The organism is Pseudomonas sp. P105 (assembly GCF_032614175.1).
GTDB lineage: Bacteria > Pseudomonadota > Gammaproteobacteria > Pseudomonadales > Pseudomonadaceae > Aquipseudomonas > Aquipseudomonas rhizophila.
The window spans coordinates 1,883,003-1,909,232 of record NZ_CP126693.1; the positions used below are offsets into that span (position 1 = coordinate 1,883,003).

25 protein-coding genes are annotated in these 26,230 nt (G+C 59.8%); 11 read left to right on the forward strand and 14 right to left on the reverse strand.

Annotation, left to right across the window (positions count from 1 at the left end; translation table 11 throughout):
- Positions 1 to 7: 7 nt before the first annotated feature.
- Together QOM08_RS08545 and QOM08_RS08550 are read left to right on the forward strand one after the other, a co-directional pair.
- Complete coding sequence (locus QOM08_RS08545) at positions 8 to 493, forward strand: glutathione peroxidase (RefSeq protein ID WP_047226374.1); 486 nt, start codon at positions 8 to 10, stop codon at positions 491 to 493.
- Positions 490 to 951: a MarR family winged helix-turn-helix transcriptional regulator gene (locus QOM08_RS08550; RefSeq protein WP_047226375.1), complete on the forward strand. Its 462-nt coding sequence runs from the start codon at positions 490 to 492 to the stop codon at positions 949 to 951. The genes QOM08_RS08545 and QOM08_RS08550 overlap by 4 nt, the downstream gene beginning before the upstream one ends.
- On the opposite strand, the gene QOM08_RS08555 is transcribed toward QOM08_RS08550, so the two are convergent.
- Positions 935 to 3,256: a response regulator gene (locus QOM08_RS08555; protein ID WP_316912821.1), complete on the reverse strand. Its 2,322-nt coding sequence runs from the start codon at positions 3,254 to 3,256 to the stop codon at positions 935 to 937. The two genes, QOM08_RS08550 and QOM08_RS08555, sit on opposite strands and share 17 nt — an antisense overlap.
- Before the next feature lie 163 nt (positions 3,257 to 3,419).
- Here QOM08_RS08555 and QOM08_RS08560 point away from each other — a divergent pair, with 163 nt between their 5' ends.
- Both QOM08_RS08560 and QOM08_RS08565 read left to right on the forward strand, forming a co-directional pair.
- Complete coding sequence (locus QOM08_RS08560; protein WP_047226377.1) at positions 3,420 to 4,310, forward strand: ATP-binding protein; 891 nt, start codon at positions 3,420 to 3,422, stop codon at positions 4,308 to 4,310.
- Positions 4,307 to 4,789 carry a GAF domain-containing protein gene (locus QOM08_RS08565; protein ID WP_173407170.1) on the forward strand — a complete coding sequence of 161 codons (483 nt, stop codon included), beginning with the start codon at positions 4,307 to 4,309 and terminating at the stop codon, positions 4,787 to 4,789. The genes QOM08_RS08560 and QOM08_RS08565 overlap by 4 nt, the downstream gene beginning before the upstream one ends.
- A 69-nt stretch (positions 4,790 to 4,858) precedes the next feature.
- Here the strand turns inward: QOM08_RS08565 and QOM08_RS08570 are convergent, their stop codons facing one another.
- The 7 genes from QOM08_RS08570 to QOM08_RS08600 form a co-directional block, all read right to left on the reverse strand.
- Positions 4,859 to 7,807: an HD domain-containing phosphohydrolase gene (locus tag QOM08_RS08570; RefSeq protein ID WP_316912822.1), complete on the reverse strand. Its 2,949-nt coding sequence runs from the start codon at positions 7,805 to 7,807 to the stop codon at positions 4,859 to 4,861.
- A gap of 117 nt (positions 7,808 to 7,924) precedes the next feature.
- Positions 7,925 to 11,545, reverse strand: coding sequence for a transporter substrate-binding domain-containing protein (locus QOM08_RS08575; protein WP_410479127.1), 3,621 nt, complete (start codon positions 11,543 to 11,545; stop codon positions 7,925 to 7,927).
- Between the two features lie 11 nt (positions 11,546 to 11,556).
- Complete coding sequence (locus tag QOM08_RS08580) at positions 11,557 to 12,183, reverse strand: response regulator transcription factor (protein ID WP_047226381.1); 627 nt, start codon at positions 12,181 to 12,183, stop codon at positions 11,557 to 11,559.
- Between the two features lie 368 nt (positions 12,184 to 12,551).
- Complete coding sequence (locus QOM08_RS08585; RefSeq protein ID WP_047226382.1) at positions 12,552 to 13,880, reverse strand: deoxyguanosinetriphosphate triphosphohydrolase; 1,329 nt, start codon at positions 13,878 to 13,880, stop codon at positions 12,552 to 12,554.
- A gap of 84 nt (positions 13,881 to 13,964) precedes the next feature.
- Positions 13,965 to 14,300, reverse strand: a complete 336-nt coding sequence (locus QOM08_RS08590) for a hypothetical protein (protein ID WP_047226383.1) — start codon at positions 14,298 to 14,300, stop codon at positions 13,965 to 13,967.
- Positions 14,297 to 14,686, reverse strand: a complete 390-nt coding sequence (locus QOM08_RS08595; protein ID WP_047226384.1) for a phage holin family protein — start codon at positions 14,684 to 14,686, stop codon at positions 14,297 to 14,299. Before QOM08_RS08595 ends, QOM08_RS08590 begins: the two co-directional genes overlap by 4 nt.
- A gap of 2 nt (positions 14,687 to 14,688) precedes the next feature.
- Positions 14,689 to 15,003: a YqjD family protein gene (locus tag QOM08_RS08600; RefSeq protein ID WP_316912824.1), complete on the reverse strand. Its 315-nt coding sequence runs from the start codon at positions 15,001 to 15,003 to the stop codon at positions 14,689 to 14,691.
- A 337-nt stretch (positions 15,004 to 15,340) separates the two neighbouring features.
- Here QOM08_RS08600 and QOM08_RS08605 point away from each other — a divergent pair, with 337 nt between their 5' ends.
- Positions 15,341 to 16,549, forward strand: a complete 1,209-nt coding sequence (locus tag QOM08_RS08605; RefSeq protein WP_047226386.1) for an ammonium transporter — start codon at positions 15,341 to 15,343, stop codon at positions 16,547 to 16,549.
- 2 nt (positions 16,550 to 16,551) lie between these two features.
- Here the strand turns inward: QOM08_RS08605 and QOM08_RS08610 are convergent, their stop codons facing one another.
- Positions 16,552 to 18,264: a cation:proton antiporter gene (locus QOM08_RS08610; RefSeq protein ID WP_047226387.1), complete on the reverse strand. Its 1,713-nt coding sequence runs from the start codon at positions 18,262 to 18,264 to the stop codon at positions 16,552 to 16,554.
- Positions 18,265 to 18,458: 194 nt separating this feature from the next.
- On the opposite strand from QOM08_RS08610, the gene QOM08_RS08615 reads away from it, so the two are divergent.
- The 3 genes from QOM08_RS08615 to QOM08_RS08625 all read left to right on the forward strand — a co-directional run bounded on the left by QOM08_RS08615 (position 18,459) and on the right by QOM08_RS08625 (position 20,072).
- Complete coding sequence (locus QOM08_RS08615) at positions 18,459 to 18,698, forward strand: glutaredoxin family protein (RefSeq protein ID WP_047226388.1); 240 nt, start codon at positions 18,459 to 18,461, stop codon at positions 18,696 to 18,698.
- A 92-nt stretch (positions 18,699 to 18,790) separates the two neighbouring features.
- Positions 18,791 to 19,111, forward strand: coding sequence for a transcriptional regulator (locus QOM08_RS08620; protein WP_047226389.1), 321 nt, complete (start codon positions 18,791 to 18,793; stop codon positions 19,109 to 19,111).
- A 70-nt stretch (positions 19,112 to 19,181) separates the two neighbouring features.
- The gene (locus QOM08_RS08625; protein WP_076385697.1) at positions 19,182 to 20,072 is read left to right on the forward strand and encodes a pseudouridine synthase; all 891 of its coding nucleotides are present in this window, start codon (positions 19,182 to 19,184) and stop codon (positions 20,070 to 20,072) included.
- Positions 20,073 to 20,151: 79 nt separating this feature from the next.
- Here QOM08_RS08625 and QOM08_RS08630 read toward each other — a convergent pair whose 3' ends face one another.
- On the reverse strand, positions 20,152 to 20,373 hold the full coding sequence (locus tag QOM08_RS08630) for a YgdI/YgdR family lipoprotein (RefSeq protein ID WP_047226391.1): 222 nt from the start codon (positions 20,371 to 20,373) through the stop codon (positions 20,152 to 20,154).
- Between the two features lie 76 nt (positions 20,374 to 20,449).
- The gene (mobA, locus tag QOM08_RS08635) at positions 20,450 to 21,052 is read right to left on the reverse strand and encodes a molybdenum cofactor guanylyltransferase MobA (protein WP_047226392.1); all 603 of its coding nucleotides are present in this window, start codon (positions 21,050 to 21,052) and stop codon (positions 20,450 to 20,452) included.
- Between the two features lie 78 nt (positions 21,053 to 21,130).
- Between mobA and moaB the strand changes: the two genes are divergently transcribed.
- Positions 21,131 to 21,670, forward strand: a complete 540-nt coding sequence (gene moaB, locus QOM08_RS08640; protein ID WP_047226393.1) for a molybdenum cofactor biosynthesis protein B — start codon at positions 21,131 to 21,133, stop codon at positions 21,668 to 21,670.
- A 22-nt stretch (positions 21,671 to 21,692) separates the two neighbouring features.
- Entirely contained in the window at positions 21,693 to 22,880 is a 1,188-nt protein-coding gene (glp, locus tag QOM08_RS08645) for a gephyrin-like molybdotransferase Glp (protein ID WP_177513941.1), read from the forward strand.
- A 62-nt stretch (positions 22,881 to 22,942) separates the two neighbouring features.
- Here the strand turns inward: glp and QOM08_RS08650 are convergent, their stop codons facing one another.
- Positions 22,943 to 23,251 (reverse strand): hypothetical protein, encoded by a 309-nt coding sequence (locus tag QOM08_RS08650; RefSeq protein ID WP_223194406.1) that lies wholly within the window; start codon positions 23,249 to 23,251, stop codon positions 22,943 to 22,945.
- A 342-nt stretch (positions 23,252 to 23,593) separates the two neighbouring features.
- Here QOM08_RS08650 and yegS point away from each other — a divergent pair, with 342 nt between their 5' ends.
- Positions 23,594 to 24,511, forward strand: coding sequence for a lipid kinase YegS (gene yegS / locus QOM08_RS08655; RefSeq protein WP_047226396.1), 918 nt, complete (start codon positions 23,594 to 23,596; stop codon positions 24,509 to 24,511).
- Here the strand turns inward: yegS and QOM08_RS08660 are convergent.
- Together QOM08_RS08660 and QOM08_RS08665 are read right to left on the reverse strand one after the other, a co-directional pair.
- On the reverse strand, positions 24,495 to 25,154 hold the full coding sequence (locus tag QOM08_RS08660) for a response regulator (protein WP_047226397.1): 660 nt from the start codon (positions 25,152 to 25,154) through the stop codon (positions 24,495 to 24,497). The genes yegS and QOM08_RS08660 overlap by 17 nt on opposite strands.
- Positions 25,151 to 26,044, reverse strand: coding sequence for a sensor histidine kinase (locus QOM08_RS08665; RefSeq protein WP_139050847.1), 894 nt, complete (start codon positions 26,042 to 26,044; stop codon positions 25,151 to 25,153). The genes QOM08_RS08660 and QOM08_RS08665 overlap by 4 nt, the downstream gene beginning before the upstream one ends.
- Positions 26,045 to 26,230 lie beyond the last annotated feature (186 nt).

A 26,230-nucleotide genomic window follows, 5' to 3' on the forward strand; every position in this document is an offset into this window, starting at 1 on the left:
CCTTGCCATGAGCGACAACCTGCTGAGCATCCCGTGCACCACGATCAAGGGGGAGCAAAAGACCCTCGCCGATTTCGCCGGCAAGGCTGTGCTGGTGGTCAATACTGCCAGCCAGTGCGGCTTCACTCCCCAGTACAAGGGGCTTGAGGCGTTGTGGCAGACCTACAAGGACCAGGGCCTGGTGGTGCTGGGCTTTCCCTGCAATCAATTTGGCAAGCAGGAGCCGGGCAATGAGGGGGCGATTTCCGAGTTCTGTGAGTTGAACTTCGGTGTGAGTTTTCCGCTGTTCAAGAAAATCGAGGTCAACGGCGCCAATGCCCATCCGCTGTTTGTCCAGCTCAAGCAGCGGGCGCCCGGCGTACTGGGGTCCAAGGGCATCAAGTGGAATTTCACCAAGTTCTTGATCGGCAAGGACGGTCAGGTGGTCAAGCGGTTTGCGCCGACCACCAAACCCCAGGACCTGACCGGTGAGATCGAAGCCTTACTCAAATGAATGATCTGTCAGTCGATGCGCTGAAACTCGACAGCCAGTTGTGCTTCAAACTGTACGCCGCGTCGCGGGCGGTCATTCGCGGCTACAAGCCCATGCTCGATCAGCTCGGCCTGACTTATCCGCAATACCTGGCGATGCTGGTGCTGTGGGAGTGGCAGGTAAATGCGCCGGAACAACCCACGGTCAAGGCTCTGGGCGAACGGCTACTGCTGGATTCGGGCACGCTGACGCCGTTGCTCAAGCGCCTGGAACAACTGAGCCTGGTTCAGCGCCAGCGTTCGGCCCGCGATGAGCGGGAGGTGCATCTGAGCCTTACGCAAACCGGCTGGGAATTGCGTGAGCAGGTCGGTCCGCTCAAGGCCCGCCTGTTATGCGACAGTGGGCTTGACCTGGACCGCCTGGGAGAGTTGCGAGACGGTCTCGATCATCTGTTGGGGCAGATCAAAGCGCTGACGTAAGCGGCACCCACTGGTCCAGTAACGCCGCCAGCTCTTCGCGCCGAAACGGCTTGGACAGGTAATCGTTCATGCCGGCGGCCCGGCATCGCTCACGTTCCTCAGGCATGGCGTTGGCTGTCAGTGCGACAATCGGCAGATCCGGCCAGCGCCCGCTGCGACGGATCTGGCGACTGGCTTCGTAACCGTCCATGACCGGCATGTTGCAATCCATCAGGACCAAATTGAAATCCCTCTGTTCGAGCAGGTCCAGGGCTTCGGCGCCATGGGCCGCGACGATGACTTCGCAACCGAGCTTCACCAGCATGCCCTTGGCCACCAGTTGGTTGACCGGATTGTCTTCCACCAGCAACACCCGCCCGCGTTTGGACGGCGCCAGAGTTTCGATCTGAGCGTCATTGATGGTGGTGGCGTCGCTTTGCAAGGCGCGACGCAGGATCTGATAGAGGGCATGGCGCGCCAGGGGCCGGGCCTGCTGTAACAAGGGGGCGAGGGCGGCGGCTTCTTCGCTGGGCAGAAAACTGCCATATGCGGTGACCAGCAGGATGGGCGCGTCGAAAGTGGGACGCATAGTGAACAGGCATTCCGGGCAGTCGGTAATCAGGACATCAGGCTTGAGGCCCAGCAAACCGTCATCCACCGAACGTCTTTCATAGTCCAGCCCCCAGCCGGGCAATAGCATGTTGAGCAATTCGGCCAGGCCGCTGCTGCGGTCGGTGATGGCCACAATATTGCCGCGCAAGGGCTCGGCGGGCGTCGCCGGGGTATGGCAGGGCAGGGGCAGGTCAGCGCAGAACTGGCTGCCGAAACCGGCCTCGGAGGTGATCGTCAACTGGCCTTGCATGGCTTCACAAAGGTTGTAGGTCAGCGCCAGGCCCAGCCCGGTGCCACCGAACTGGCGGGTAATGCCAACACCGGCCTGGGTGAACGGCTGGAGAATTCGTGCTTGGGCTTCCTGGGGGATGCCGATGCCGGTATCACAGATCTCGATTCGCACGCCGTCTTCATGTGGACTCAAACGTACGTCGACCCGGCCGAAGCGAGTGAATTTCAGCGCATTGGACAGCAGGTTGCTGACGATCTGGCGCACCCGGGTCGGGTCACCCAGGACCTGGGCTGGAAGCGCCGGGTCGATCAGGCAGGCCAGCTCGACGCTGGGAGCGGCGTTCTGGGAAAGCAGGTTGGCGGTGTCTTCGACCAGCGAGCCAAGGTCGAACGGGATGCGTTCGAGTTCCAGTTGACCGGCGTCGAATTTCGACAGATCAAGGATATCGTTGAGCAGTTCAACCAGCACCTTGCCCGAGTCATGGGCGATCGATAGCTGTTGCTGTTGTTCGGCCGTCAGGGGGCCATCCAGTGACAGCGCGATCATTCCCAACAGACCGTTGAGCGGCGTGCGGATCTCATGGCTCATGTTGGCCAGAAAGACGGAGCGGGCTTCGGCCATATCCAGGGCGGTGCGCCGGGCCACTTCCAACTCCTCGTTGGACTGGCTGAGGCGGGCATTGATGGCTTTGAGTTCGGCGGTACGGGCCGAGACAATGTTTTCCAACTGCGCCAGGTAATCGGTGAGGCGATTTTCGGCCGTGCGCCGTTGCTGAATCTCGGTGGCGATATTTTCGAACTGCTGGTTGGCCACCGAGACCAGTACACCGATCTCGTCCTGCTGGTGGCCGGAGGGGCATTCCAGACGACTCTGCTCGCCGCTGCTGGGATCGCGGCTGCTCAGTTCGCGGATCACCCGAACCAGGGGCTTGGTCAGCATCACATAAAACAACGCCAGCAGCAGACCGGTCAGGATCAGGCTGCGGGCGAAACCGTTGAGCAGCGTCACTTCGGCCCGGCGCAGGAACCGGCTGCCGAAAGCATAGGTGTCGACCTCCAGCCGCAGCACGCCCAGGGACTCGGCCGGCAGGTGGTCCAGATAGAGGCGGTCTTCGAACTGGCGCTGGGCCCCGAAGAGAAAGTCACTGATGAACCGGTAACTGCTCTGCAGTTCGGGGCGTTTGACGCTGGCCAGCACGGTGTTGTTGTTATCGATCAGTTGGGCACCGATGATGGCCGGTGAGCGCAACAGGCCCAAGGACAGCTCCTGGGCGAGTTCGGCATCGATGTTATAGGCGATACGCGATGCCGGGTTGTGGCTGATTTCCAGCAGCGACAGGATTTCACGGTTGATCGACGCGTCTTCGCTGGCATAATCGATGCCGATCTGCATCAGGCTGAGCAAAGTACCCAGCACGAAACCCACCAGAACGGTCAGCCGGGCCTGCTTGTAGGACAGCCGTTGGGTGAATCTGATGTCCATGGAATGATGAACCACTTACGTTTCCCTTCGCCGCTCAAGCATAGCTGATCATCTCTGAATACCGATGCAGCCGGTTTATGTTGTGTGGGATAGACCCGCCATTGGGTACGGCGTTTCGTCGCTGTAGCGCGATCATCACTGTGAACCTGTCCGAGGAGAAGACATGGACTCTCGATTGAATGCTTTTCTTGAGCGTGCCGATGCAGTGCTGGCTCGCATAGAGCCCTTGTTGCCTGCTCCACGGCCGGCTATCGATTGGACCCGAACGCTGGCGGCCCGTTGGCAGCGCGACGGGCGCAGTGGTTACCTGCTGCCGCTTGAAGTCAGCCTCGACATGCGCCTGTCGGACCTGATTGGCGTGGATCGTCAGGTTGAACAGCTGGGTCGCAACACCCGCCAGTTCATCGATGGCATGCCGGCCAACCATGCGTTGCTGTGGGGCTCGCGTGGCACTGGCAAGTCGTCTCTGGTGCGCGCGTTGCTGGCCGAACATGCCCAGCATGGCTTGCGGTTGATCGAGATCGAGCGCGATCACCTGGCCGATCTGCCGCGGGTGGTCGAACAAATCGCAAAGCTGCCGCAGCGCTTTGTGCTGTTCTGCGATGACCTGTCGTTCGAATCCGGGGAGGGCGATTACCGCGTTCTTAAAAGCGTGTTGGACGGGTCCCTGGAACAGGCGCCGGACAACGTGCTGTTGTACGCCACCTCCAACCGCCGTCACCTGGTGCCGGAAAAGGAAAGCGACAACGAGAACTGGAAGCGGGTCGATGGCGAGCTTCACCCCAGCGAGGCCGTGGAGGACAAGATCGCCCTGTCTGACCGTTTCGGGTTGTGGCTGTCGTTTTATCCGTTTACCCAGGAGCATTTCCTCAACGTGGTGGAGCACTGGATCGGCGAGCTGGCGGCCAAGGCCGGGCTGGCCTGGCAGCGTGATGAAGCGCTGGATGTGCAGGCAGTGCGTTGGGCCACCGGGCGCGGCAACCGCAACGGACGTTGCGCTTATCAGTTTGCCCGATATTGGGTGGGCCTCAAACTTCTGGAGAATAAGGCATGATCGATTTGAAAGGCACCGGCGAAGGTCTCGACGGCTATGGCTTGTTAGCGGCACAGCTTGAATCCTTGCTGGCCGATGAGCGGGATTTCATCGCCAATGCCGCGCAGTTTTCGGCCTTTCTGTTCAGTCAGCTGGAGGACTTGAACTGGGCCGGCTTTTACCTCAATCGCAACGAAGAACTGGTGCTGGGCCCATTCCAGGGGCAGATCGCCTGCGTGCGAATTCCCTTTGGCCGTGGTGTGTGCGGGACAGCGGCGGCGACCCGCCAGACTCAGCGTGTTGAAGACGTCCATGCCTTTGCCGGGCATATCGCCTGCGACAGCGCGTCGAACAGCGAACTGGTGGTGCCGCTGGTCAAGGGCGGGCGCCTGATCGGCGTGCTCGACCTGGACAGTCCGAAGCTGGCGCGTTTTACCGAGCATGACCGAGCCGGTATCGAGCAACTGGCTGATATCTTCCTGCGCCTGACAGACTGCTGACCCGCTTGCCGTAGCAGTTGGCCAAAGCTCGGACCGCGTTCGGCTCGGCAGCGCCTACAACGGCGGCTTTCATGCCTTCAGTCCGGCCTTGTCCAACAGGCTGTCCGGGTCGACCTCATCGATCTGGCGCGGATCGAGAAACTGGTTGGCGTAGCTCAGGTAGATCTTTTCATCAATGAACAGCCCGAACAGCTCTGGATCGATGTGGGCGTCACGGCACATGGTGGCCATGATGCCCAGGGCTTCACTCAGTTTCTTGGCCTTCTTGTAAGGACGATCGGCAGCCGTCAGTGCTTCGAAAATGTCCGCAATCGCCATCATGCGTGCCGGCAGGCTCATCTCCTCGCGTTTGAGCCGCTTGGGATATCCCGTGCCGTCCATCTTCTCGTGATGCCCGCCAGCGATCTCCGCCACGTTGCCCAAATGGCTGGGAAAGGGTAACTGGCTGAGCATCAGGATTGTTTGCACCATGTGATGGTTGATGACGTAACGCTCTTCACGCGTCAGCGTGCCTCGTTTGATGCTGAGGTTGTAAAGCTCGCCGCGGTTGTACTTCCAGGGCGGCACGTCGAGCTGGAACCCCCACGGGTTGTCTGCCGGGATCAGCTCGGCTTCGTGCCGCTCCAGCAGGTGCTCGGGCTTGTCCGCCAGCAACCGTTCAGTGACTGGAAGCGCAGGCTTGGGCGTGCGTGCCTGGCGCCGGTTCTCTTCCCAGGAAACCCCCAGGCGGTCATCCAGGGTCCGGGTCCAGGGGCGTTGGGCGATATCTTGCAAACGTTGCAGGTCGGCGTCGGCCATGGCCTCGGAGCCGAGGTTGCAGCGGGCGACGAAGGCAAAGTCGTCATCGAGGCTGGCCAGTGTGGCGTCGCGTCGCTGGGCCAGGGATGACGGCTCGCCACCCGTTGCCAGGGCCTGCCAATAATCGACCCAGGCGTCGCGCTTGAGCACCTCGAAGCGCGTGCGGATCTCGTGGATCCGGTCGTTCAGGGTTTCCAGTTTGGTGGCTTTGTCGACCACGTATTCGGGTGTGGTGACCTTGCCGCAATCGTGCAGCCAGGCGGCGATGTGCAGCGCTTCCCACTCATCTTCCGTGGGACGGTAGGCCTGGAATGCCGACGCCTGGCTGGCAGCGGCGGCCTGGGCGAGCATCAGCGTCAGGGCTGGCACCCGCTGGCAATGACCGCCGGTGTAAGGACTCTTGGCATCGATCGCCCCAGCCAGCAGTTGAATGAACGAATCGAGCAGTTGTTTTTGCCGGGCTTGCAGGCGCTGGCCTTCAATGCTCACGGTGGCGGCGCCGGACACGGCCTGCAGGAAGGCGATGCGGTCTGGCTGCAGTTTTTCCAGGTCGGCTTCGGTGCCGCTGTCGGTTATCAGCAACACCAGAACCCCGACGGTTTCCTGGTGACGATTGCGCAGGCGGATGCCGATCAGGTGAACCCGTGGCGCATCCAGTGCCAGCAGGACACTCTTGAGGTCGCCGACCTGCTCGAAGCCCAACGAGGTGACGAGGTTGTCCGAGGCGTCCAGTTGCTGCAGCCATGGCGGGCTGTCCTGTGCCTTGAGCGCATGACCTTGCAAGCCGAAGGCAGCAAGGTCCCGAGGCCTTCCATCAATGACCAACCCATAGGGCCTGACCTGATCGTCATCGTTCTCGCGCAGGTAAATCAGGCCGGCCTGGGCCTGGCCGATTTTCACTGTTTCGAACAGCACCCGCTCCAGCAACGGGGCAAAGCGGGTTTCGGCGCGCAGACTGGCGGTGATTTCGAAGAAGCTTGCCAGGGTCTCTTTCATTCGCGCCATCGAGACGCCCAACTGATCGACCTCCAGCACGGGGGAGCGACGGGACACCGGGTAGTTGAAATCGAAGCTGCGAATGGCGTCCGCCTCCTGCACCAGTGCGCGCAGGGGCTTGACCAGAATCCTGGAGGTCAACCAGCCCAGGGGCAGGCACAGGAGCAGAGTGGCGAGGGTAATCAGTGCGCCTTGCCAGCGCATGCGATAGGCATCGGCCAGCAACTCATCCTCAGGGACCAGCAACGCCAGTTCCAGGCCCTGCGGCCCGCCTTCCTGCATGTGGCTGCGCGAAACGATCCATTGGCGTCCACCAGCCTCCAGGCGTGGGGTGTCGGTGTTGTCGTCGAGTGCGGCGGCGATGGCCGGGCTGAGGTCGCGGGCCTTGATCAGGCGTGCCGACTGGGTGTCGGTGATCAGCCGATGACTGTCGGGGTAGGCGACTGTATTGCCCTGGGGGTCGAGCAGCACAATTTCGGTGCCGGCGGTCACCCTGTGCTTGGCCAGGGTCTGGGACAGGGACGCCAGGGTCAGGTCGGCAGCGATGACCGCCTGTTCGCCACTGCGCCGGGCGAGGGTGGTGCCCAGGTTTTGGGTGGAGAAGAATACGTAGGGTTCGGTGGTGATTTGCTCGGCGCTTCCCAGCGCGCTGCGAAACCAGCCTCGGTTGCGCGGATCGTAGGATTCGTCGGCAATGTCCTGACGGCTGACGAGCGTCAGGCTCTGGTCGTAGAACAGCGACTGGGCACGAACCTGGCCGGGGGTAGCTGTCCTATCCACGGTCCAGACCTGGTAGGCCGCGTTGGCCGGTGCTTTCAGCGCGGTCTTCAGGGCTTCGGTACGCAAGGGACGGACCATCAGGAAGTCGCCATTGCTGTCGCCCAGGTACAGCGACGCCAGGTTCGGGTTGTCCCGCAGCGCCTGGCTGAAGGGGGCGAGCAGGGCCAGGCGCTGAGCGATCCTGGGTTCACGTGTCGCCGGGTAATCGGCTAGCAGACCCAACAGGTGGCGGATGGGTTCATAGGTGTCATACAAATCCAGGCGTACGTCCTGCTCGATGCGGTTGAACAGTTTTTCACTGCTGGACAGGATGATTTGCGTGGTCTGGCGATAGTTGAAAATGCCTAGCACCACACCGGTCAGCAGCAGGAGCAACGTAAACATCACGCTGATGTGTACGTGCAAGGGGAACCGGCGTTGTTGCGGACGCGGTGCGCTGGGCATTGCAGTCACTCCAAGTGTTGGTGGGCGTTCCCAACTCATTCCCTGCCGCGCCGGGGGAAACCAATCGAGAACGCCCCTGGTGCGCACTGCTGAGCGATCAGCATAGTAAACGCTGGATTATTTTGCCTTGGCGATCTCTGTTTCCAGGGCGCGCTCCAGTTCGGTCATGGCCTGGTCGAGCGCCTCGGTACATTCGCCAATGGGTTGCGCACCCTGTGCCTGGTGGCAGGCGTGTTCCAGCGCCTCACATCTTTGTATCAACGAGGTCGCCTGCACGATTCGGGCGACGCCTTTTATTTTGTGCGCGGCCTCGGTCAGTGCCTGTCGGTCCCCACTGCGGGCAATATCGAGCAACTCCCGGCGGTCCGAGCGATTGCTGCTGAGCAGTTCTTCCAACAGGCGCCGGATGGACAAGGGGTTGCCACCGGTCAAGGTCTGCAAGCTTTGCACATTGAAAGTCTTGGGCCGGCTGGTGGATCTGACTGTTTTCATCCACTGGCTCAGGGCGCTCAGGCTGATCGGTTTGAACAGGCAGTCGTCCATTCCGGCGTCCTGGCAGCGTTGTTTTTCCTCCGGTTGTGCGTTGGCGGTAAACCCCAGGATGGTGCAGCGCGGCAGTTCGCGTTCGCACTCATGGCGACGAATCGAACTGGCCAGTTCGTAGCCACTCATGATGGGCATGTTGCAATCGGCGATGACCAGGTCGAAATCCCCTTCATGCCAGGCTTTGAGTCCTTGTGCGCCATCATGGGCGACCTGATGGTGATGACCCAGGTACTCCAGTTGCTGCGACATCAACAAGCGATTGGCCGGATGGTCATCCACGACCAGAACGCTCAAGGCGGCCGTGGCCGTTTCAACGACAGGTTCCGGGAGCACGCAAACCGTGGTGGGCGCCAGGGTAGTCAGTTGCAGTGAAATCTGGACCCGGGTGCCGACGCCCGGCTCACTGCTCATGTGCAGACTGCCGCCCATCATCTGACACAGGTTGCGACTGATCACCAGGCCAAGTCCTGCGCCCGTTCGCGCCATCCGGCCGGTGTTGTCGACCTGGGAAAACGGCTCGAACAGACGTTGCAGGTCTGCCGCACTGATGCCGATGCCGCTGTCGCTGACCTCCAGTTGCATGTGCAGGGTGTCATCCGGGGCGGCCGGAGACAGTTGGACCTTGATTTGAACTTGACCCTGTTCGGTAAATTTGAGGGCATTGCTGATCAGGTTCGAGAGCACCTGTTTGAATCGCAAGGGGTCTATCAGGACGTCCGGGTTGCCTTCGGCCGGGTCGAACAGCAGCGACAATGCCAGGTTCTTCTGTCGAGCAACGCCTTCGAAAACCCGTATGACCGATTGCAGCAAGGCCCTGAGATTGACCCGCTCGGGCGCCAGGCTCAGGTGACCTGACTCGATCCGTGCAATGTCTAGGATGTCGCCGATCAGCTCGAGCATGCCGGAAGCCGATTCATACGCCACTTCTATGGTCGAACGGTCCAGATGGCCCTTGTCGGCATGTTTCAAAGCCAGCTCCAGCATGCCGATCACCGCGTTCATGGGGGTGCGGATCTCATGGCTCATGGTCGCCAGAAACGTGCTTTTGGCGCGGTTCGCATTGTCGGCCCGCTCCTTGGCGGCGCGCAGTTCGTCGAACAGCTGGCGTCGTTCGCTGATGTCGATCCAGCCGCCAATGATGCCCTGTACTTCGGCGTTTGAGTTGCGATAGGGGAGAATCCAATGGTAGATGGTCAGCTTGTCAGCCCCGATATGTAACGGGCGATCCAGGACCAGCGGAGTGCCTTCGGCCATGACCCGCTGATAGTCCGCCTGGTACTCCTGCGCTTCGAAAGCATTGCTCATGGACCCAGGCATGACGTTCTTGCCGATGACCTCTTCGCGTTTCACGTTGAACGTCTGCAGGTAACTGTCATTGCAACTTTGCAGGAAACCGTTGCGATCTCTGACGTAGATCGGGTGAGGGGTGCCGTTGAGCAGTGAGTGCATGAACTCAAGCTGGTCATTGAGGGCCAGCTCCGCCCGTTGACGTTGCCTGATCTGGCGCTGCATGTAGGCATTCCATGCCAGCGATAGCAGCAACAAGAGGCCGACGCCGGCGACGATCTGAAAAAACAGGCGGTTATAGGTGCGCCACACGTGTTCCGATGCCGACACGTAACCTCGCCAACGATTATTGATCACGCCCAGTTCGTCCGGGTCGATGCTGGTGAGGGCTTTGTCGAGAATGGAGTTCAGCTCCACGGCGTCTTTGGCAGTGGCCAACGAGAACATGGCCTGGCGGGTTCCTACGGTGCTGCTGATTTGCAAGGTGTCTCGCAACGAGTGCGACGAGATGAAGTAGTTGGCCATGACCAGAGAGTTCACGCTGCCATCGATCTGGCCCTTGGCGAGCATTTCAACGGCATGGAAAGGGTCGTCGGTTTCGATGATCTTGATGTCCGGATACTGGCTGCGTAGCCATTCAATGACCGGATTGCCTTGAGTGATGGCCAGGCTTCGGTCGCCGAACTGGTCGAGGGTTGCCGGGGTGTCAGATTGCTTGCGGGTCAGCAGGACGAATGAGCTGTCGACGTAGGGGCGGCTGAACTTCAACTGTTGCTGCCGCGCGCTGCTCGGCAAAAGCGCTGCAATCATGTCGGCCTGACCGTTCAGGACCGCGGCAATCATTTCGCTGTCATTCTGAGTGCGCTGGATCTCCAGGCGGATGCCGGTGCGCAACCGGATCAGCTCCAGCAGGTCGGCACTGATGCCGCGAAAGTCACCATCGGAGTCGAAAAAAGTGAAGGGCGCCGCGGTTTCGTTGACCACGACTCGCACCACCGGGTGCCGTGCCAGCCAGCGTTGCTCCCGGGCGGTCAGTTGTATCTTGTGTTCTGTGAGATACAAGTCGCTGCCAGCGCTCCAGCGTTTGGAAATGGCCGCTTGCTCGGTGATGGAAATCTGGTTCAGCGTGGCATTGATGGCCTCCAGCAGCCGGGTATCGTGACTTCGAACCGCGAAACCGAATCCATAGGACTCATGCTTGCCGAAGCTGGCCATGCGGATGTTGCTCAGGTAACCCTTGCTGATCATGTAGTGGGTGGAAATGGTATCGCCGAGAAAGACATCCGCCTGGCCGAAAGCGACGGCGTTTATGGCGTTCTGGTAGGAGGGGTAGGTGCTGATGATTGCCTTGGGGTAAAGCTTTTCGATTTCCCGCAGCGGCAGGTAGTGATAAACCATGCTCAGCCGCAATCCCTGGAGATCTTCGGTCAGGGAACGGCTTTCATTCGTCCGGGTGACGAGAACGGGCTGGTCCACTGCATAAGGGGTCGATAGCACAATGCCGGGGGTGCGAGCTTCGAAACCATTGGCGGTGCCGAGCAGGTCGATTTTTCCATTCTTGAGGGCAGCAATGGCCTCGTCCCGGGAAGCGAAACGCAAAACCCGCATTGGCAGACCGATCGCCCTGGCGATGACGCCGGCGTAGTCGGCAGTCATGCCCTCGTAGTCTTGCCCGCTGGTGGACAGATCGAAGGGCGGATAATCAGGGGCAGACGTTCCCAGTACCAATTCCTGCCGGTCCTGTAACAGGCTACGGTGAGCGTCATCCAGCAGGACCTCGACATGAGCCGCCGTCGAACGACCCAAAAGCGTGTAGTGCTCGGGCGTGCCCGGCGTCGCCATGAGGACGTGCGCATATAACCCCGCGCTTAATAGCAGGAGGCATCTACTTATGCATTTGAGCATCCGGTCTTTTCTCACACCAGCGCGTTGCGCTTCGCCATTTCAATCAGTTCTACCAGGGATTTGACCTTGAGTTTTTGCATCAATCTTTTTTTGTAAGTGCTGACGGTCTTATTACTGAGAAACATACCTTTGGCTATTTCCTTATTGGTGCGGCCCTGAGCAAAAAGTTGCAGCACCATCAACTCTCGGTCATTGACGCTCTTGAACAAATCCAGCTCTATGCTGCGAGGATCATCCTGGCGGACCGGGTTCAGTGCCTGGCTGGGGAAATAGTTATAACCGGACAAAACGGCCTTGATTGCGCTGACCAGCTCGCTGAGGTCTTCCTGTTTACAAACGTATCCCGAGGCACCGGATTGCATGCACCGGATACCGAAAAGCGTTGGGGACTGAGCGGTGAGCACCAATGTTTTAAGGGGCGTGGTCATGGCGTTGAACCGTGAGAGAATTTCCAGCCCGTCAAGCCTGGGGATGCTGATGTCCAGAATGACCAGGTCCGGCATGCATTCGCGCACCATTTGCATCGCATCCACACCGTTGTCAGTTTCCCCTACGACTTTATAGCCCTCATGCTCCAGGAGCATGCGAACGGCGAGGCGGATGACCGGGTGGTCGTCGACAATGAAAACGGAGTTCATGAATAAAGTCCCTACGAGCTTAATAAAGCGCGCACCTTAGCCCAGTTAATGCCGGGGTCGTATGAGGAGACAGGCATACATATTCAATTTCAGAAGTTTCCTACAAAAAAAGAGGCGGGGTACTACGGTGTGATTGGGTTTTTAGTAGGTGAATGAACTAGGAAGGGGAATTATTGCCCGTTTTGAAGGGGAGATTTCTTTCAGGATGTTGTTTATACAAACAAATAGAGCAAGGGTTTTATTCAGTATTAAATGGCAGGTCATCGACTTTTCAGAAACGAGTACGACGCTTCATTGCCGTTTACCCCGCCCCGTGGGGCGGGCCTGCCAAACCTCAATGCGCATCCAGGCTCGCCGCCGACGCCCTCTCATTGGCGAGTACGGCCCGTCATTTCCTGAGCCATTTCGCTGGCGTAGCTGTCGGTCATCCCGGCGATAAAATCGATCATCCGCAAGAATGCACCATGCAACGAACCGTTCGGATCGGGCGCGTTGTTACCCAGCAGGTCGAGAATTCGCCGATTCTTGAACGAAGGCGTGCGACCGCCATGTTGCTCCAGGGCGGCGCCGCAAAATCCGTTGAGCAGGATTTCCAGCGTGGTGTAGGCGCCGATCTCATGCAGGGTCTTGCGCTTGTCCTGGAAGATCTTCTTGCGCGCCATGTCCTTGGCATTCAATACGCAACGTTTGGCTGGGCCATGCATGTGTTCCACCAGGTCCCCTGGCAGCGTACCGGCCAGCAACGCTTGCTGCTGCTCGACGAAAGCCCTGGCTGCGGCGTTGGTCAGATGTTCGATGGCCTTGCCCCGCAGGATCGCCAGTTTGCGTCTTCGCGAGTCCAGTGGTCCGAGTTGACGGTAAGTGTCCGGGAGATCGTCGCCCACCAGGTCCAGAAGCAGCGACTCCACTTGCGGGTATTCCAGCAGCTCCATTTCCACGCCGTCTTCGAGGTCGATCAGCGCGTAGCAGATGTCATCGGCGGCTTCCATCAGGTAAACGAGCGGATGCCGTGCCCAGCGCTGGTCTTCGAGCTGAGGCAGGCCGAGCTTGTGGGCGATCTGTTCCAGCAACGGCAGTTCGCTCTGGTAGCAACCGAACTTGTGCTTCTTGTAGCCCAGAGAGTCCGCGTGACGGGCGGTCCAGGGGTATTTGAGGTAAGTACCGAGGGTGGCATAGGTCAACCGCGTACCACCGTCGAACTGGTGATATTCAAGCTGGGTGAGCACCCGGAACCCCTGGGCGTTGCCTTCGAAATTGAGAAAGTCGTTGCGCTCGGCCTCGGTCATGGCGTCGAGCCAACCGCGGCCTGCGGCCTGCTGGAACCAATAGCGGATGGCGTCTTCACCGGAATGACCGAATGGCGGGTTGCCGATGTCATGGGCCAGGCAGGCCGATTGCACCACCATGCCCAGGTCACTTGGCTCGCACCACTCAGGCAGGGCGCTGCGGATGGTTTCTCCCACGCGCATGCCCAGGGAGCGTCCGACGCAACTGACTTCCAGCGAATGGGTCAGGCGTGTGTGGATGTGGTCGTTGCTGGAGACCGGATGCACCTGGGTCTTGCGTCCCAGGCGCCGGAACGCGCCGGAAAAAATGATGCGGTCATGGTCTTTGTGGAACGGGCTGCGGCCCAACTCTTCCGGGCTGTGCAGCGTTTTTCCGAGGCGCTCGCGAGTCAGCAGGGTGTGCCAATCCAAGGCTGGTTGCTCCGTTTGATAAGGTCGATGTCCTAGCTTCGCGGTTCGCGGGGCACCTCGCAAGGCCTATGGGCTATTGCTGCGTCAGGGTTTGCGCACACTTTTGGCCAGCTTGATGAGCGGCAGCAGGGTCGTTGCCAGCCGGATCAGTCCCGTCAGGCTGCTGGTGCGGCCGCTACGGGTCCGTTTGCCGGTGAGAAAACCGAGCAAGGACACCGCCGCCACGCCCCAGAGCGGGGCGTGCTTGATGCCGAAGCCCTCGTGCCAACTCTGCGTGAAACCGCGCACCCGCTGCAGAGGTTGCAACAGTTGACGGGTTTCCTGGCGGATTTCCTGTCGGTGCATTTCCATGCGCAGACGTACCAGCGCCTTGCGCATTTCCTGGCGGGTCCGGGCTTGAGGAATATCAGGCAGGCTCATGGCAACAGGCGCTCCCGGTCGTTGGCCAATTCTTCCAAAGTGGCATGGAAAGGGGAGGACTCGTCATAGATCGCTGCTTTGAGTCGCAGGCCGCAGAACAGGGCGGCCAGCAGATAAAACAGGCACAAGCCAATAATCCCCGCCAGACGATAGGTATCCCATACCAGGATCAGTACCAGCGCCGACAGCCCCACCAGTAGCAACAACGCAAATACCAGCGCCAGCCCGGCGAACAACAACAGGCTGACTGTGCGTGCTTTCTGTTCCTGCAATTCGATGCCGAACAATTCGACATGACTGTGCAGCAAGCCAAGGAACGCGGCGCCCAGGCGGCGTGCTGTAGGTTGTGTGCCCGCTTCGGACGAGCCGGATTCGTCAATGCCCATCATTAGCGCCGTGTCGCCAGCAGGCCGATCAGAAAGCCCACGCCGGCTGCGATGCCGACGGATTGCCAAGGATTGGCCTGAACGTATTCCTCGGTGGCGATCACCGCCGCCTGGCCGCGCTCACGCACCGAGTCTTCGGTCAACTTCAGGGTCTCGCGGGCGCGCAGAAGGGTTTCATGGATCTGACTGCGCAGCTCATCGGCCTGGTCGCCAGCCAGTGTCGCGGTGTGATCCAACAGCCGTTCGGTGTCGCTGACCAGCGTCTGAAAATCTTCCTTCAGGATTTCTTGAGCAGTCTTTGCCTGGGTTCTGGCCATGGGGGAATCTCCGTAAGTGACGTCTGAAGCGTTCGAGTATGAGCCATACCGGAAGGTTCAGTGAAACTGACTGGTACAACTTTTGCTCAGGGTTTTGCCATGTACTGGTGCGTCCCCCTGCGCCTGTGCGCTGAAGCTGGGCGTCAGCCCGCAAAACCTTAACCCAGAAAAACAAAATCCGCGAAGCACTCCAAGCGCAATACCGCATTGTCGATTTTTTGTGCACTCATTCGGTTCATCGATTTTTCGGTAGTCCGATGAGATGTCTCGACTTGGTGCGTCGTAAGGGCGAGCGAACCGGTTTGGTGCTTTTTTCAACTTTTCAGGTCTGCCAACCATGGAAAATATGCAAAGCGCTGTGGACACTCTGGTCCACAGCTCCAACACGCTGTTCATTTTGCTCGGTGCGGTCATGGTTCTGGCGATGCACGCCGGTTTCGCGTTCCTTGAAGTGGGAACTGTCCGACAGAAGAACCAGGTCAATGCACTGTCGAAAATTCTCAGTGATTTCGCCGTCTCCACCCTGGCCTATTTCTTCGTGGGCTACTGGGTTTCCTACGGCGTGACCTTCCTGCAACCTGCTGCGGCGCTCAACGTCGATCATGGTTACAGCCTGGTGAAGTTTTTCTTCCTGTTGACGTTCGCCGCCGCGATCCCGGCGATCATTTCCGGCGGTATTGCCGAGCGTGCCCGATTTGCCCCTCAGTTGTGTGCCACGGTGTTGATCGTCGCGTTTGTGTATCCATTCTTCGAAGGCGTGGTCTGGAACGGCAATTTCGGCCTGCAGGCCTGGTTGCAAGCCCAGTTCGGCGCCGGCTTTCATGATTTTGCCGGTTCGGTGGTCGTGCATGCCATGGGCGGATGGCTGGCGCTGGCGGCCGTGCTCTTGCTGGGGCCGCGTAACGGCCGTTACCGCGACGGTCGCCTGGTGGCGTTCGCGCCATCGAGTATTCCTTTCCTGGCCTTGGGGTCGTGGATCCTGATTGTCGGCTGGTTCGGCTTCAACGTGATGAGCGCCCAGACGCTGCCGGCGGTGAGCGGGTTGGTGGCGATCAATTCATTGATGGCCATGGTCGGCGGGACCGTGGCGGCGTTGGTCGTCGGACGCAATGACCCCGGCTTTCTGCACAACGGTCCGTTGGCCGGGCTGGTAGCGGTCTGTGCCGGTTCGGACCTGATGCACCCGATCGGCGCACTCGTGACCGGAGCTATCGCCGGTGCCTTGTTTGTCTGGTTTTTCACCGCGGCCCAGGGCAAGTGGAAGATCGACGATGTGCTCGGTGTCTGGCCGCTCCACGGGTTGTGTGGTGTCTGGGGCGGCATTGCTTGCGGGATCTTCGGCCAGAGCGCTCTGGGCGGCCTGGGCGGGGTCAGTTTGATCAGCCAACTGATCGGCACCACGCTGGGCGTTGTCGTTGCCCTGTGCGGCGGGTTCGCGGTCTATGGTGCGATCAAGGCTGTGGTGGGACTGCGGCTGACTCAGGAGCAGGAGTATTACGGCGCCGACCTTTCGATCCACAAGATCGGCGCGGTCAGTCAGGACTGATCCTAAGGCTCTTTGTCCTGATTCCCAGGATAAAAACCGTGTAGCAAGCGATAGCGGTCGTGGCGGACCTGATCCACATGCTGCTGGACCTGCTGGTTCGGCAGCCCGAGCATGATCAGGGCGTGGGAGGCCAGCATCAGGCTTGACTCCAGCAGCTCCGGGACCACTTCGCTGGCCCCGGCAGCCTGCAACTCCGCCAATTGGCTGTCATCGCGGGTACGCACCAGAATCGGCACCTGGGGATTGAGCCGGCGGGCTTCCTTGAGCACGCTGATGGCGATGTCGGTTTTGTCCACGGCGATCACCAGCAGCTTGGCGCGACTCAGTCCGACGGCGGCCAGCAGGTCGCCCCGGCGTGAATCTCCATAGTGCACGCAGCTTTCCCCGACGCTGGCTTCCTGAATGATGACTGGATCGTCGTCCAGGGCCACGAACGCCTGGTGTTCCCTGCGTAGAAACCTGCCGATTGACTGGCCGACGCGACCATACCCGCAAATGACTACATGACCCGACAAATCGGCGTTGAGTGCGCTTATCTGGTCCAGCTGTGCCTCTTCGTTGGGTTTGCGGTGCAGGCGGGCAGCAATGCGCGGCGCGGCACGCAACAGCAGTGGCGTCAGCAGCATCGAGCAGAAGGTCGCTGCCAGCAGCAGGCCGCTGATGTCGGCGGGCATGAGGCGGTTCTGCTGCATCAGTGCCATCAGGGCAAAACAGAATTCGCCGCCCTGGGCCAGGGCCAGGCCACTACGCCAGGAGGTTTCGCCGTCGTCCCCTTGCCATTTCACCAGCACTGCGACCACGCAGCCTTTGATAAGCATCAATCCCAGGGTCAAGCCGAGGATCAGCAAGCCGTCCTCCACAAACAACTGCAGATCGATCAGCATGCCGATGCTGACGAAAAACAGCCCCAGCAGAATGTCGCGGAACGGCCGTATGTCTGCCTCGATCTGATGTCGGTAATGGCTTTCCCCCAACAACATGCCCGCCAGAAACGCCCCGAGGGCCGGTGACAGACCCAGCAGATGGGTCAGCCACGCTGTCAGCAATACGATCACCAGGGCCAGCAGCACGAACAGCTCAGCGGACCGGGATTCGGCCACTTCATGGAACAGCCGTGGCAGCAGCAGACGACTGGCCAGCAGTAAACCGCCGAACAGCACCAGGGTCTTGCCCAGGGTCAGGGGCAACGCCCAGTACCATGGTTGCTCGCTGCTGCCGGCGAACACGGGGACGAGGGTCAACAGCAACACCGCGACGACATCCTGAAACAGCAGCACACCGATTGCGTTCTGGCCATGGCTGCTGAATATTTCCCCCAGGCTGGTCAGCTCCTTGCTGACAATAGCGGTGGAGGACAAGGCCAGCCCGGCGCCGAGCAGCATGGCCGCGACAGGCGGGGCGCCGAAGAGTAGCAGCAGACTGCCCAGCAGTATCCCTGAGCACAGCACCTGCAGGCTGCCAAGGCCGAACACGACCCTGCGCAGTTCGATCATCTTCGCCAGGGAGAACTCCAGCCCCAGCGAGAACAACAGGAAAACCACCCCGAGCTCGGCCAGGTCTGGCAGTTCTTCGCTGTCGTTCACCCAGTCCAGGGCGGTGGGGCCGACCGCCAACCCGACACACAGATAACCCAGTACCGGCGGCAGGCGCAGTCGCCTGAACAGGGCGATGACCACCAGGGACGAGGCAAGAATGATCAGCAGATTGGCAAACAAGGGGTACTCCGTTTCAAGGTTTGCGCCACACAGCGTGTAGAAGGAAAAAAAGCGCCGGGCATTGCCGGAAAAGTATTGGCGCTCAATGATTTGCACCAGCGTTTTACCGAAGCACTGTCAGATTTTCTACCTGGCTCGACGGTTTTGCAGGGTGGGCCTAGAATGACCGTCTCTCTTTAGTGGGTCTACCTGCCATGCCTCCTGAATGCCAGTTGTTCGGCACCCTGGGTTGTCATCTTTGTGAAGTTGCCGAAGGTGTATTGATGTCTTTCGTCGAGCATGGATTGTTGGTGGAGCTGGTGGATATCGCCGAGAGCGAGGTTTTGTCCGAACGTTATGGGCTGCGAATCCCGGTCCTGCGCCGGATCGATACGGGCGCGGAACTGGATTGGCCTTTCGATGATGCTGATCAGGTCGCCGCTTTCCTGAGTTGAAGCCTGCCATACGTCGAATCCAGGCACTGCCATTGGCGAAAACTCCCTTCTTCGGTTACTGTATGCCCATACAGTTATCTGGAGTGCGTCCCTTGGTCAATGTCGAACAACTGAAAAACAGCGTGAACAGGATGTCCGTGGACGTTGTGCGCGAGGCGGTCCAGGAGTTGCGCCTGGACGGGCTGGTAACCGAAGGCAAGACGCCCTTCAACAAACTGCATTTCAACACCTGCTTCGCCGAGATCGAAGCACTGTTCCAGCGTGCCGGCTACCACAAGCAACTGGATGTGGTGGGTTACCAGGGCCTGTTGTATGCATTGTACGATCCGGGTCGCTGGGAGGCGGTGGAGGTGCTGCGCTGGCTGAAAGAGTTCACTGAAGCGGCAGCAAAGACGACGTCGATCCCGGCGTGAAGCAATCATTGCTGGGCTGACATGCGCGGCTGGCGGATAATGCCGCCCTGCCAAAAGATTAGAGTTTTCAATGTCCCGGTCATCATTTTGCGCCGCTCACCATCAGGCCAGTACCTTGTATCTTCCGCCCGGCTCCTGGCAGACGGTGCTGGAGTGCCTGTGCGAGCATTTCAGCACCATCAGTCGCGAGCAGTGGCTGGACCGCATCACCCGGGGGCGGGTATTGGACGGCGAGGGCAGGGCCATTGCTGCCGACCTGCCGTACCGGGAAGGCCTGCGCATCCACTACTTTCGTGAGGTGCCTGACGAGAAGCCGATCCCGGTCGTGGAATCGATTCTGTATGCCGACGAACATCTGGTGGTAGCAGACAAGCCGCATTTTCTGCCTGTCACTCCAGCGGGCGAGTATGTCGAGCAGACCCTGTTGCGACGTCTGATCCGACGTCTGGACAATCCCCATCTGGTGCCCTTGCACCGTATCGACCGGCATACGGCGGGGCTGGTGCTGTTTTCAGCCAACCCGCAGACCCGTTCGGCTTATCAGTCGCTGTTTCCAACGCGCAAAATCGAGAAACGCTACCAGGCCATAGCCCCTGCGTTACCTCAGATGACCTTCCCTCGGGTGCATAAGAGCCGAATGATCGATGGCGAGCCGTTCTTCCGGATGCAGGAAGGGCCGGGCGAGCCCAATACCGAAACGGCCATCGAAGTCCTGGAAAAGAACGGCGAGTTGTGGCGCTACGGTCTGTCTCCGGTCACGGGCAAGAAGCACCAGTTGCGAGTGCATATGAATGCCCTCGGGGCGGCTATCTGTAACGATCCGTTCTACCCGGACGTGCTGCGGGACGTGGAGGACGATTACGCCAACCCGCTCAAGCTGCTGGCCCAGGGGTTGAGTTTTATCGATCCTGTCACCGGCCAGGAACGTGCTTTTCAAAGCGATATCAGCTTGCAGTGGTGATCGGAGCTGACTTTCGAACAGGCATCAAAAAGCCCGCAAGTATCGCGGGCTTTTCTGTAGCTGGCTGTGGCGTTGAAGGTTACAGGTCTTTAACGGTACGAACCTGATCCTTGTTCACGCGAGTCTCTTTACCGTCCAGTTGCTCGAATTCGTAGAAGCCGGTGTCTTCGTCGTACTCGGGGGTGTCGACGGCCTGGATTTCGCGACCGTCATTCAAGGTAATCACTGTTGGCGATGCGCACCCGGCGAGAGTGGCGAGGCCCAGTGCGAGCATGAAAGTGGCGAGGGTCCGTTGAGTCATGGTGTTTCTCCGAAATAGGATTCTTCAAGTTACTGACCTTCAGACGTATACAGCGCGCGCAAGTTCCTGGCTAGTGTCAATCTGACACACCTTTGTGGCCGCTGAGCAGTTCCGGCGTGTTCAGATTTGCCAAGCGAATATCGTTGGCAGGGCATTGCAGTGCAGTCGCATGCAACGCCCGCATGATGCGGCCCGGGCTGCGTTCGCCTTCGCTCCAGGCCTGTTCGAAAGCCGGGGCCAGCGCCACAGGAATGACGCACAGCAACGGTTCCCAATGTTCACCATGACGTACCATCAGTGGCTTGTCGGGATGCTGGCTCGCCTCGCTGAGCATGCTGTCGAGCAGGCTGGAGTCGATCTGCGGTACATCACACGGCAGCACCAGCAGAGAAGGGTATCGTGCCACCTTGAGGCCCGCCCGGATGCCTGCCAACGGACCGGGGAAGCCCCCTTCATCGTCATGCACCAATTGATCGGCATACAGCGCATAGCGTTCCGGATTGCGGTTGCAGGAGATAATCAGGTCGTCGCTCAGTGCGCGCGTCTGTCGATGCAGATGAGCGATCAACGGTTCGCCCTGCCACTGCAACAGGCCCTTGTCCTGCCCGCCCATGCGTTGTCCGCGCCCCCCCGCCAGCAGCAGGATGGAGCATGATGGCGGGGAAGTATTCGAGGTCATGGTGTGTCTCCGCACGGGCGAAAAAATGAAGCGCTGTGATATAACACCGGGCTGTTTCCTCTACAACTGGACGAGCCTATGAAAGCCAAGGCTGATGTACCTTTCGTGCCGCTCAATATCGCGGTGCTGACAGTCAGTGATACCCGCACCCTTGAAACCGATACGTCGGGGCAGGTCTTTGTCGATCGGCTCACGGCGGCCGGTCACAACCTGGCGGCGCGGGTTCTGCTCAAAGATGATTTGTACAAGATCCGCGCGCAAGTCGCGAACTGGATCGCCGAGGACGTGGTGCAAGTGGTGCTGATTACTGGCGGCACCGGTTTCACGGGGCGCGACAGCACTCCGGAAGCCGTCGCGTGCCTGCTGGACAAACAGGTCGACGGCTTCGGTGAACTGTTTCGCCAAATATCGGTGGCGGACATCGGCACTTCCACCGTCCAGTCTCGGGCGCTGGCAGGTCTGGCCAATGGCACGCTGGTTTGTTGCCTGCCTGGCTCAACCAACGCGGTGCGTACTGGCTGGGACGGGATACTGGCCGAGCAACTGGATGCGCGGCATCGTCCGTGTAACTTCGTGGCCCATCTGAAACAGGCAGCGCCTTGTGAATCCCGTGGGTAAACCGGGCAAGGCCGGTGCCTTGATGGCCGTGGAGGTGGCGTTGGAGCGTTTGCTCGAGATGGCGGCGGCTACGCCGATTGTCCAGCGTGAACGTTTGCCTTTGGCCGCGGCGCAAGGCCGGGTGCTTGCAGAAGATCTGGTATCGACCCTTGATTTGCCGCCATGGCCCAACAGCGCCATGGACGGCTACGCGTTGCGGCTGGCTGACTGCACAGGTGAGCCGCTGGTGGTCAGTCAGCGAATTTTCGCCGGCCAGGCCCCGGAGCCGCTGGCTGCAGGAACCTGTGCACGGATCTTCACCGGAGCGCCTGTCCCTGCCGGCGCTGACTGCGTCGAGATGCAGGAAAACGCCGTGGTTGAAGATGACCTGCGCGTACGCTTTACCGAGCCCATGGTGAGCGGGCAAAACATCCGCCCGCAGGGGCAGGAGACAACTGTCGGAGAAACGGTTCTTTCCTGCGGTACTCGCCTGGGGCCGATTGAACTGGGGCTGGCGGCGTCTCTTGGCTGCGCGTCGCTGGAGGTGGTGCGCAAGGTGCGTGTTGCAGTGCTCTCCACCGGTGACGAACTGGTAGAGCCAGGTCAGGCGCTGGGCCCTGGCCAGATCTATAACAGCAATCGCGTACTGCTCTGTGGCTGGTTGCAGCAGCTGGGTTGTGAGGTGGTCGACGCAGGTATTCTGCCCGACGACTTGCCCGCCACCCGCCAGCGTCTGGGGCAGTTGTCGGATGTCGATCTGATCCTGTCCACTGGCGGCGTATCGGTGGGGGAGGCTGACTTCCTGGGGACCGCCTTGCGCGAAGAGGGTGAACTCGCGCTCTGGAAGCTTGCCATCAAGCCTGGGAAACCGCTGACGTTCGGGCATTTTCGTGGTGTGCCTGTGATCGGCCTGCCCGGAAACCCTGCCTCGACCTTGGTGACGTTCGCATTGTTAGCCCGGCCTTACTTGTTACGCCGCCAGGGTGTTCAGGCGGTAACGCCGCTCAAGTTCAAGGTACCGGCTGGCTTCGACTGGCCGAAGGCAGGCGGTCGACGAGAATACTTGCGAGGTCGCCTCGAGAACGGTCGGGCGATCATCTACCGCAATCAAAGCTCCGGTGTGCTGCGCAGCGCGGCCTGGGCTGAAGGACTGGTTGAGGTGCTTGAGGGGCGAACCCTGGTCGAAGGCGACGAAGTGGGTTTTATTCCCTTGAGCGAGGTCCTGGGCTAGCGCTGCGGCAGTGGGAGTATCCGGCCCGAGTCGAGTGCTCGGGCTTTTCATGCCCATCGGCTTTATCGCGAGAGCAGCATGACCAGTTGATCGAATCGACTGTTCGCAATCCAGCCCAGCAGGCCAAAGACCACCGCTGCTGCGCCTGCTGAATAGGCGAGCCTGTGGCGGATGACCTTCACATCGGTTCGGATTTCATCCATGTCTTTACGGATGTATTTAAGGTGGGTTTCCAGTTCAACGACGCGCGGTTCCAAATCAATTCCTCCTGCGGGATTACTGCAACTTTTGCATTCGTTTTGAACGTTGGCCTGTTCGCTTCCAAATGATGCGAGCTGCCGGGGCGACAGCTTGTATTTATGGTTATGCATGGGGCGCTTCATCCCCTTGGCCATAACTGTTCGAACCACTGTTCCGGCCCCTGCGGGCCGTGATGTATCCATCCATGGGTTAAGACATCCTTGTGTAATGAGCATTTAAACGATCCAGCACAACAGAGCACCAAAGTGTCTCAATACCGTTGACGGGTCAATTGAGCTGATTCGCCAGTTCTTGTAAGAAAATTCTTCGAGTCGAGAAGTGGACGGCGAGGCTGTCCTCCGGTTTTCCCCATGGGCGCGCGGCGCAGTCTTTTATTTAATTTGAATCGGTCCGGGCTTTTTCGGCCGTGTGAGTGGTCCCATTCTCTGAACCTTCCCATGACGGAGATAACAATGAGCAAAGGCAAGGCGCTGTTGATTTTGCATGGCAAGCAAGCGCTCAACGATGAGGTTCGCGCCGCAGTGATGCTCAAGCGCAAGCAGGGCTGGGACCTTGCGGTCCGAGTGACGTGGGAGGCCGGCGATGCCCGACGCTGTGTCGATGAGGCGCTGGATGCCGGTTACACGACGCTGATCGCCGGCGGTGGGGACGGGACCTTGCGTGATATCGCCGAGGCGATCGTGCGTAAATCGAGTGAGGTGAGCCTGGTATTGCTGCCGCTGGGTACGGCCAATGACTTTGCCCGTGCCGCCGGTATCCCGCTGGAGCCGGAGCAGGCCCTGGATCTGCTGGATGTGACGCCCCAGGCTATCGATTTGGGCGAAGTGGGCGGTCAGATCTTCCTGAATATGGCCACGGGCGGTTTTGGCAGCCAAGTGACGGCGAACACCTCCGAGGACTTGAAAAAGGTCTTGGGTGGCGCCGCCTATTTGTTCACCGGTTTATCACGTTTCAGTGAGCTGAGTGCGGCCTACGGTGAGCTGCAGGGCCCGGATTTCCACTGGCAGGGCGATTTGCTGGCGCTGGGCATCGGCAATGGCCGGCAGGCCGGAGGGGGGCATGTACTGTGCCCTGAGGCGCTGGTCGATGATGGATTGCTGGACATCAGTGTCCTGCCGGCGCCTCAGGAGGTGGTCAGTACCCTGAAGGATTTGCTGGCCGGTGGCCTGGGGATCGACAACATGTTCGTGCGCGCACGCCTGCCATGGGTGGAAATCAAGGTCGCGCAAGGCCTGGATATCAATCTTGATGGCGAACCGTTGCAGGTCGACAGTTTGCGTTTCACTGTGCAGGCCAAAGCGCTGCGTGTTCACCTGCCTGCCGATTCGCCTTTGCTGAGTACCTCGGTGGCGCTTAATCGTCCAGGCTGATGATCTGCTCGCGCACGGCGAACAGCACCAGTCCGGCCACATCATGGATCTGCAGGCGTTTCATGATTTGCGCCCGGTGGGTTTCTATGGTCTTGATGCTCAAGCTCAGGCCGTTGGCGATTTCCCGGGTGGACTTGCCACGCACGATCAGCCGCAGGATCTCCAACTGGCGGGCGGTCAGATTATGAGCTTGGCCAGGATCGGGTTGCGGTTTCTGGGTACGGGTCAGTGCCTGGTTGATCACGGTGTGGGCAATGGCAGGGCTCAGGTAGCGTTCGTTGTTGCGCAGCGCTTCCAGCGCGTGTTCCAGCTCGGTGGCGGTGGTGTCCTTGAGCAGATAGCCATGGGCTCCGGATTCCAGCGCCTGCATGATTAACGCCGGATCGGTGTGCATCGACAGAATCAGCACTTTGCTCTGGGGACGCACGCGCTTGAGCTGTTGCAGCGCGTCCAGGCCGCAGGTGTCTTTCATGGAGATATCCAGCAAGACGATATCTGGAACCAGCCGTTCAACCAGTTCCAGCAATTGCGTCCCGTCACTGGCTTCGCCGATCACGGCATATCCGGGCAGATCCATGACCAGGGCGCGCACACCGGCCCTGATCAGCGAGTGGTCATCTATCAGAAGCAAATTACAAATCAATGGAGAACCTTATTCTTGCTGGCCCGTTCCAGGGCGCGAGGTGTCCAGGGAAAGCTTGCCTCAATATGGGTACCTTTGCCGGCCTCGCTGATGACCTTCAAGGTGCCGCCCAGTTGTTCAACCCGCTCCGACATGCCGGCCATGCCGCGTTGTCCTTCGTGAGCGGGGTGGGAGGCCGGGACGAATCCCTTGCCATCGTCACTGATCAACAGGGTCAGGCCTTCGGGCAAGCGTTGCAGGCGCACCAGCAGGTTTTTCGCCTGGGCATGGCGCAAAATATTGGTCACGGCTTCCTGGGTGATTCGAAACGCGGCGACCGTCATTTCCTCAGGGATGCCGGTCATGCGTTGCTGGCAGTCCAGGCTCCATTTCAGCGGCGTATTAGCCAGCGTCTTGAGCAGGTGCGCGCGCAGGCTGGCTTCAAGTCCCAGGCTGGTCAGTTGTCTTGGGTTGAGAATGGCTGATACGTCGCGAACCTTATTGAGCGTTTCGTCCAGCGTCTCGCAGAGGATCGTGCACTGGCCGTGCAGTTCTTCCGGAATACGGCGCTTGAGCCATTCGCTTTGCAGTTTGGCTGCGGTCAGCAACTGGCCGATATCGTCATGCAATTCACGGCTGAGCCTGTGACGCTCGTTTTCCTGGACCTCAAGCAACCGATCGGCCAATTCCTGGGGCTGGAACTTGATGGATTTGTGTGACAGGCGATGCTGGATCCAGACACAGGTCATGGCTGCGCTATTGAGCGCCAGCAAACTCAACGGGACGGTCGAGGCGAACAGATAGGCCAGCAGGCTGCCAAGGGTCGAGCAGATGCACAACAACAGCGTGAAACGGCGGGCATTTTCTCGGGAGGGTGGCCAGGTGATGATTGACTTGAGGCTGGCGTACATGACGGATGGAGCCAATGAATGTTCGCTGCGGGCAGGCTGGTCAGCGTATCTGACAGGCCGGGACGGATAAACGTTTCAGGTCGAAGATGGCCTCAGTTGGCGGCTTAATGCCACTATCTTGAAGCCTCTGACGCGGGAGATAGTACCACTTCATATTTCGTTGGTCGCGTTCAGCATGGTGGCGTG

Coding starts and splice junctions, on each gene's coding strand:
- QOM08_RS08600 (WP_316912824.1), bottom strand. CDS start 15,003: ATGGCCAGAACCCAGGCAAAGACTGCTCAAGAAATCCTGAAGGAAGAT.
- QOM08_RS08575 (WP_410479127.1), bottom strand. CDS start 11,545: ATGCTCAAATGCATAAGTAGATGCCTCCTGCTATTAAGCGCGGGGTTA.
- QOM08_RS08615 (WP_047226388.1), top strand. CDS start 18,459: ATGCCTCCTGAATGCCAGTTGTTCGGCACCCTGGGTTGTCATCTTTGT.
- QOM08_RS08550 (WP_047226375.1), top strand. CDS start 490: ATGAATGATCTGTCAGTCGATGCGCTGAAACTCGACAGCCAGTTGTGC.
- glp (WP_177513941.1), top strand. CDS start 21,693: ATGGCCGTGGAGGTGGCGTTGGAGCGTTTGCTCGAGATGGCGGCGGCT.
- QOM08_RS08590 (WP_047226383.1), bottom strand. CDS start 14,300: ATGAGCCTGCCTGATATTCCTCAAGCCCGGACCCGCCAGGAAATGCGC.
- QOM08_RS08555 (WP_316912821.1), bottom strand. CDS start 3,256: ATGGACATCAGATTCACCCAACGGCTGTCCTACAAGCAGGCCCGGCTG.
- mobA (WP_047226392.1), bottom strand. CDS start 21,052: ATGACCTCGAATACTTCCCCGCCATCATGCTCCATCCTGCTGCTGGCG.
- QOM08_RS08545 (WP_047226374.1), top strand. CDS start 8: ATGAGCGACAACCTGCTGAGCATCCCGTGCACCACGATCAAGGGGGAG.
- QOM08_RS08595 (WP_047226384.1), bottom strand. CDS start 14,686: ATGGGCATTGACGAATCCGGCTCGTCCGAAGCGGGCACACAACCTACA.
- QOM08_RS08665 (WP_139050847.1), bottom strand. CDS start 26,044: ATGTACGCCAGCCTCAAGTCAATCATCACCTGGCCACCCTCCCGAGAA.
- QOM08_RS08580 (WP_047226381.1), bottom strand. CDS start 12,183: ATGAACTCCGTTTTCATTGTCGACGACCACCCGGTCATCCGCCTCGCC.
- yegS (WP_047226396.1), top strand. CDS start 23,594: ATGAGCAAAGGCAAGGCGCTGTTGATTTTGCATGGCAAGCAAGCGCTC.
- QOM08_RS08570 (WP_316912822.1), bottom strand. CDS start 7,807: ATGCCCAGCGCACCGCGTCCGCAACAACGCCGGTTCCCCTTGCACGTA.
- QOM08_RS08630 (WP_047226391.1), bottom strand. CDS start 20,373: ATGACTCAACGGACCCTCGCCACTTTCATGCTCGCACTGGGCCTCGCC.
- QOM08_RS08605 (WP_047226386.1), top strand. CDS start 15,341: ATGGAAAATATGCAAAGCGCTGTGGACACTCTGGTCCACAGCTCCAAC.
- QOM08_RS08625 (WP_076385697.1), top strand. CDS start 19,182: ATGTCCCGGTCATCATTTTGCGCCGCTCACCATCAGGCCAGTACCTTG.
- moaB (WP_047226393.1), top strand. CDS start 21,131: ATGAAAGCCAAGGCTGATGTACCTTTCGTGCCGCTCAATATCGCGGTG.
- QOM08_RS08650 (WP_223194406.1), bottom strand. CDS start 23,251: ATGCATAACCATAAATACAAGCTGTCGCCCCGGCAGCTCGCATCATTT.
- QOM08_RS08560 (WP_047226377.1), top strand. CDS start 3,420: ATGGACTCTCGATTGAATGCTTTTCTTGAGCGTGCCGATGCAGTGCTG.
- QOM08_RS08565 (WP_173407170.1), top strand. CDS start 4,307: ATGATCGATTTGAAAGGCACCGGCGAAGGTCTCGACGGCTATGGCTTG.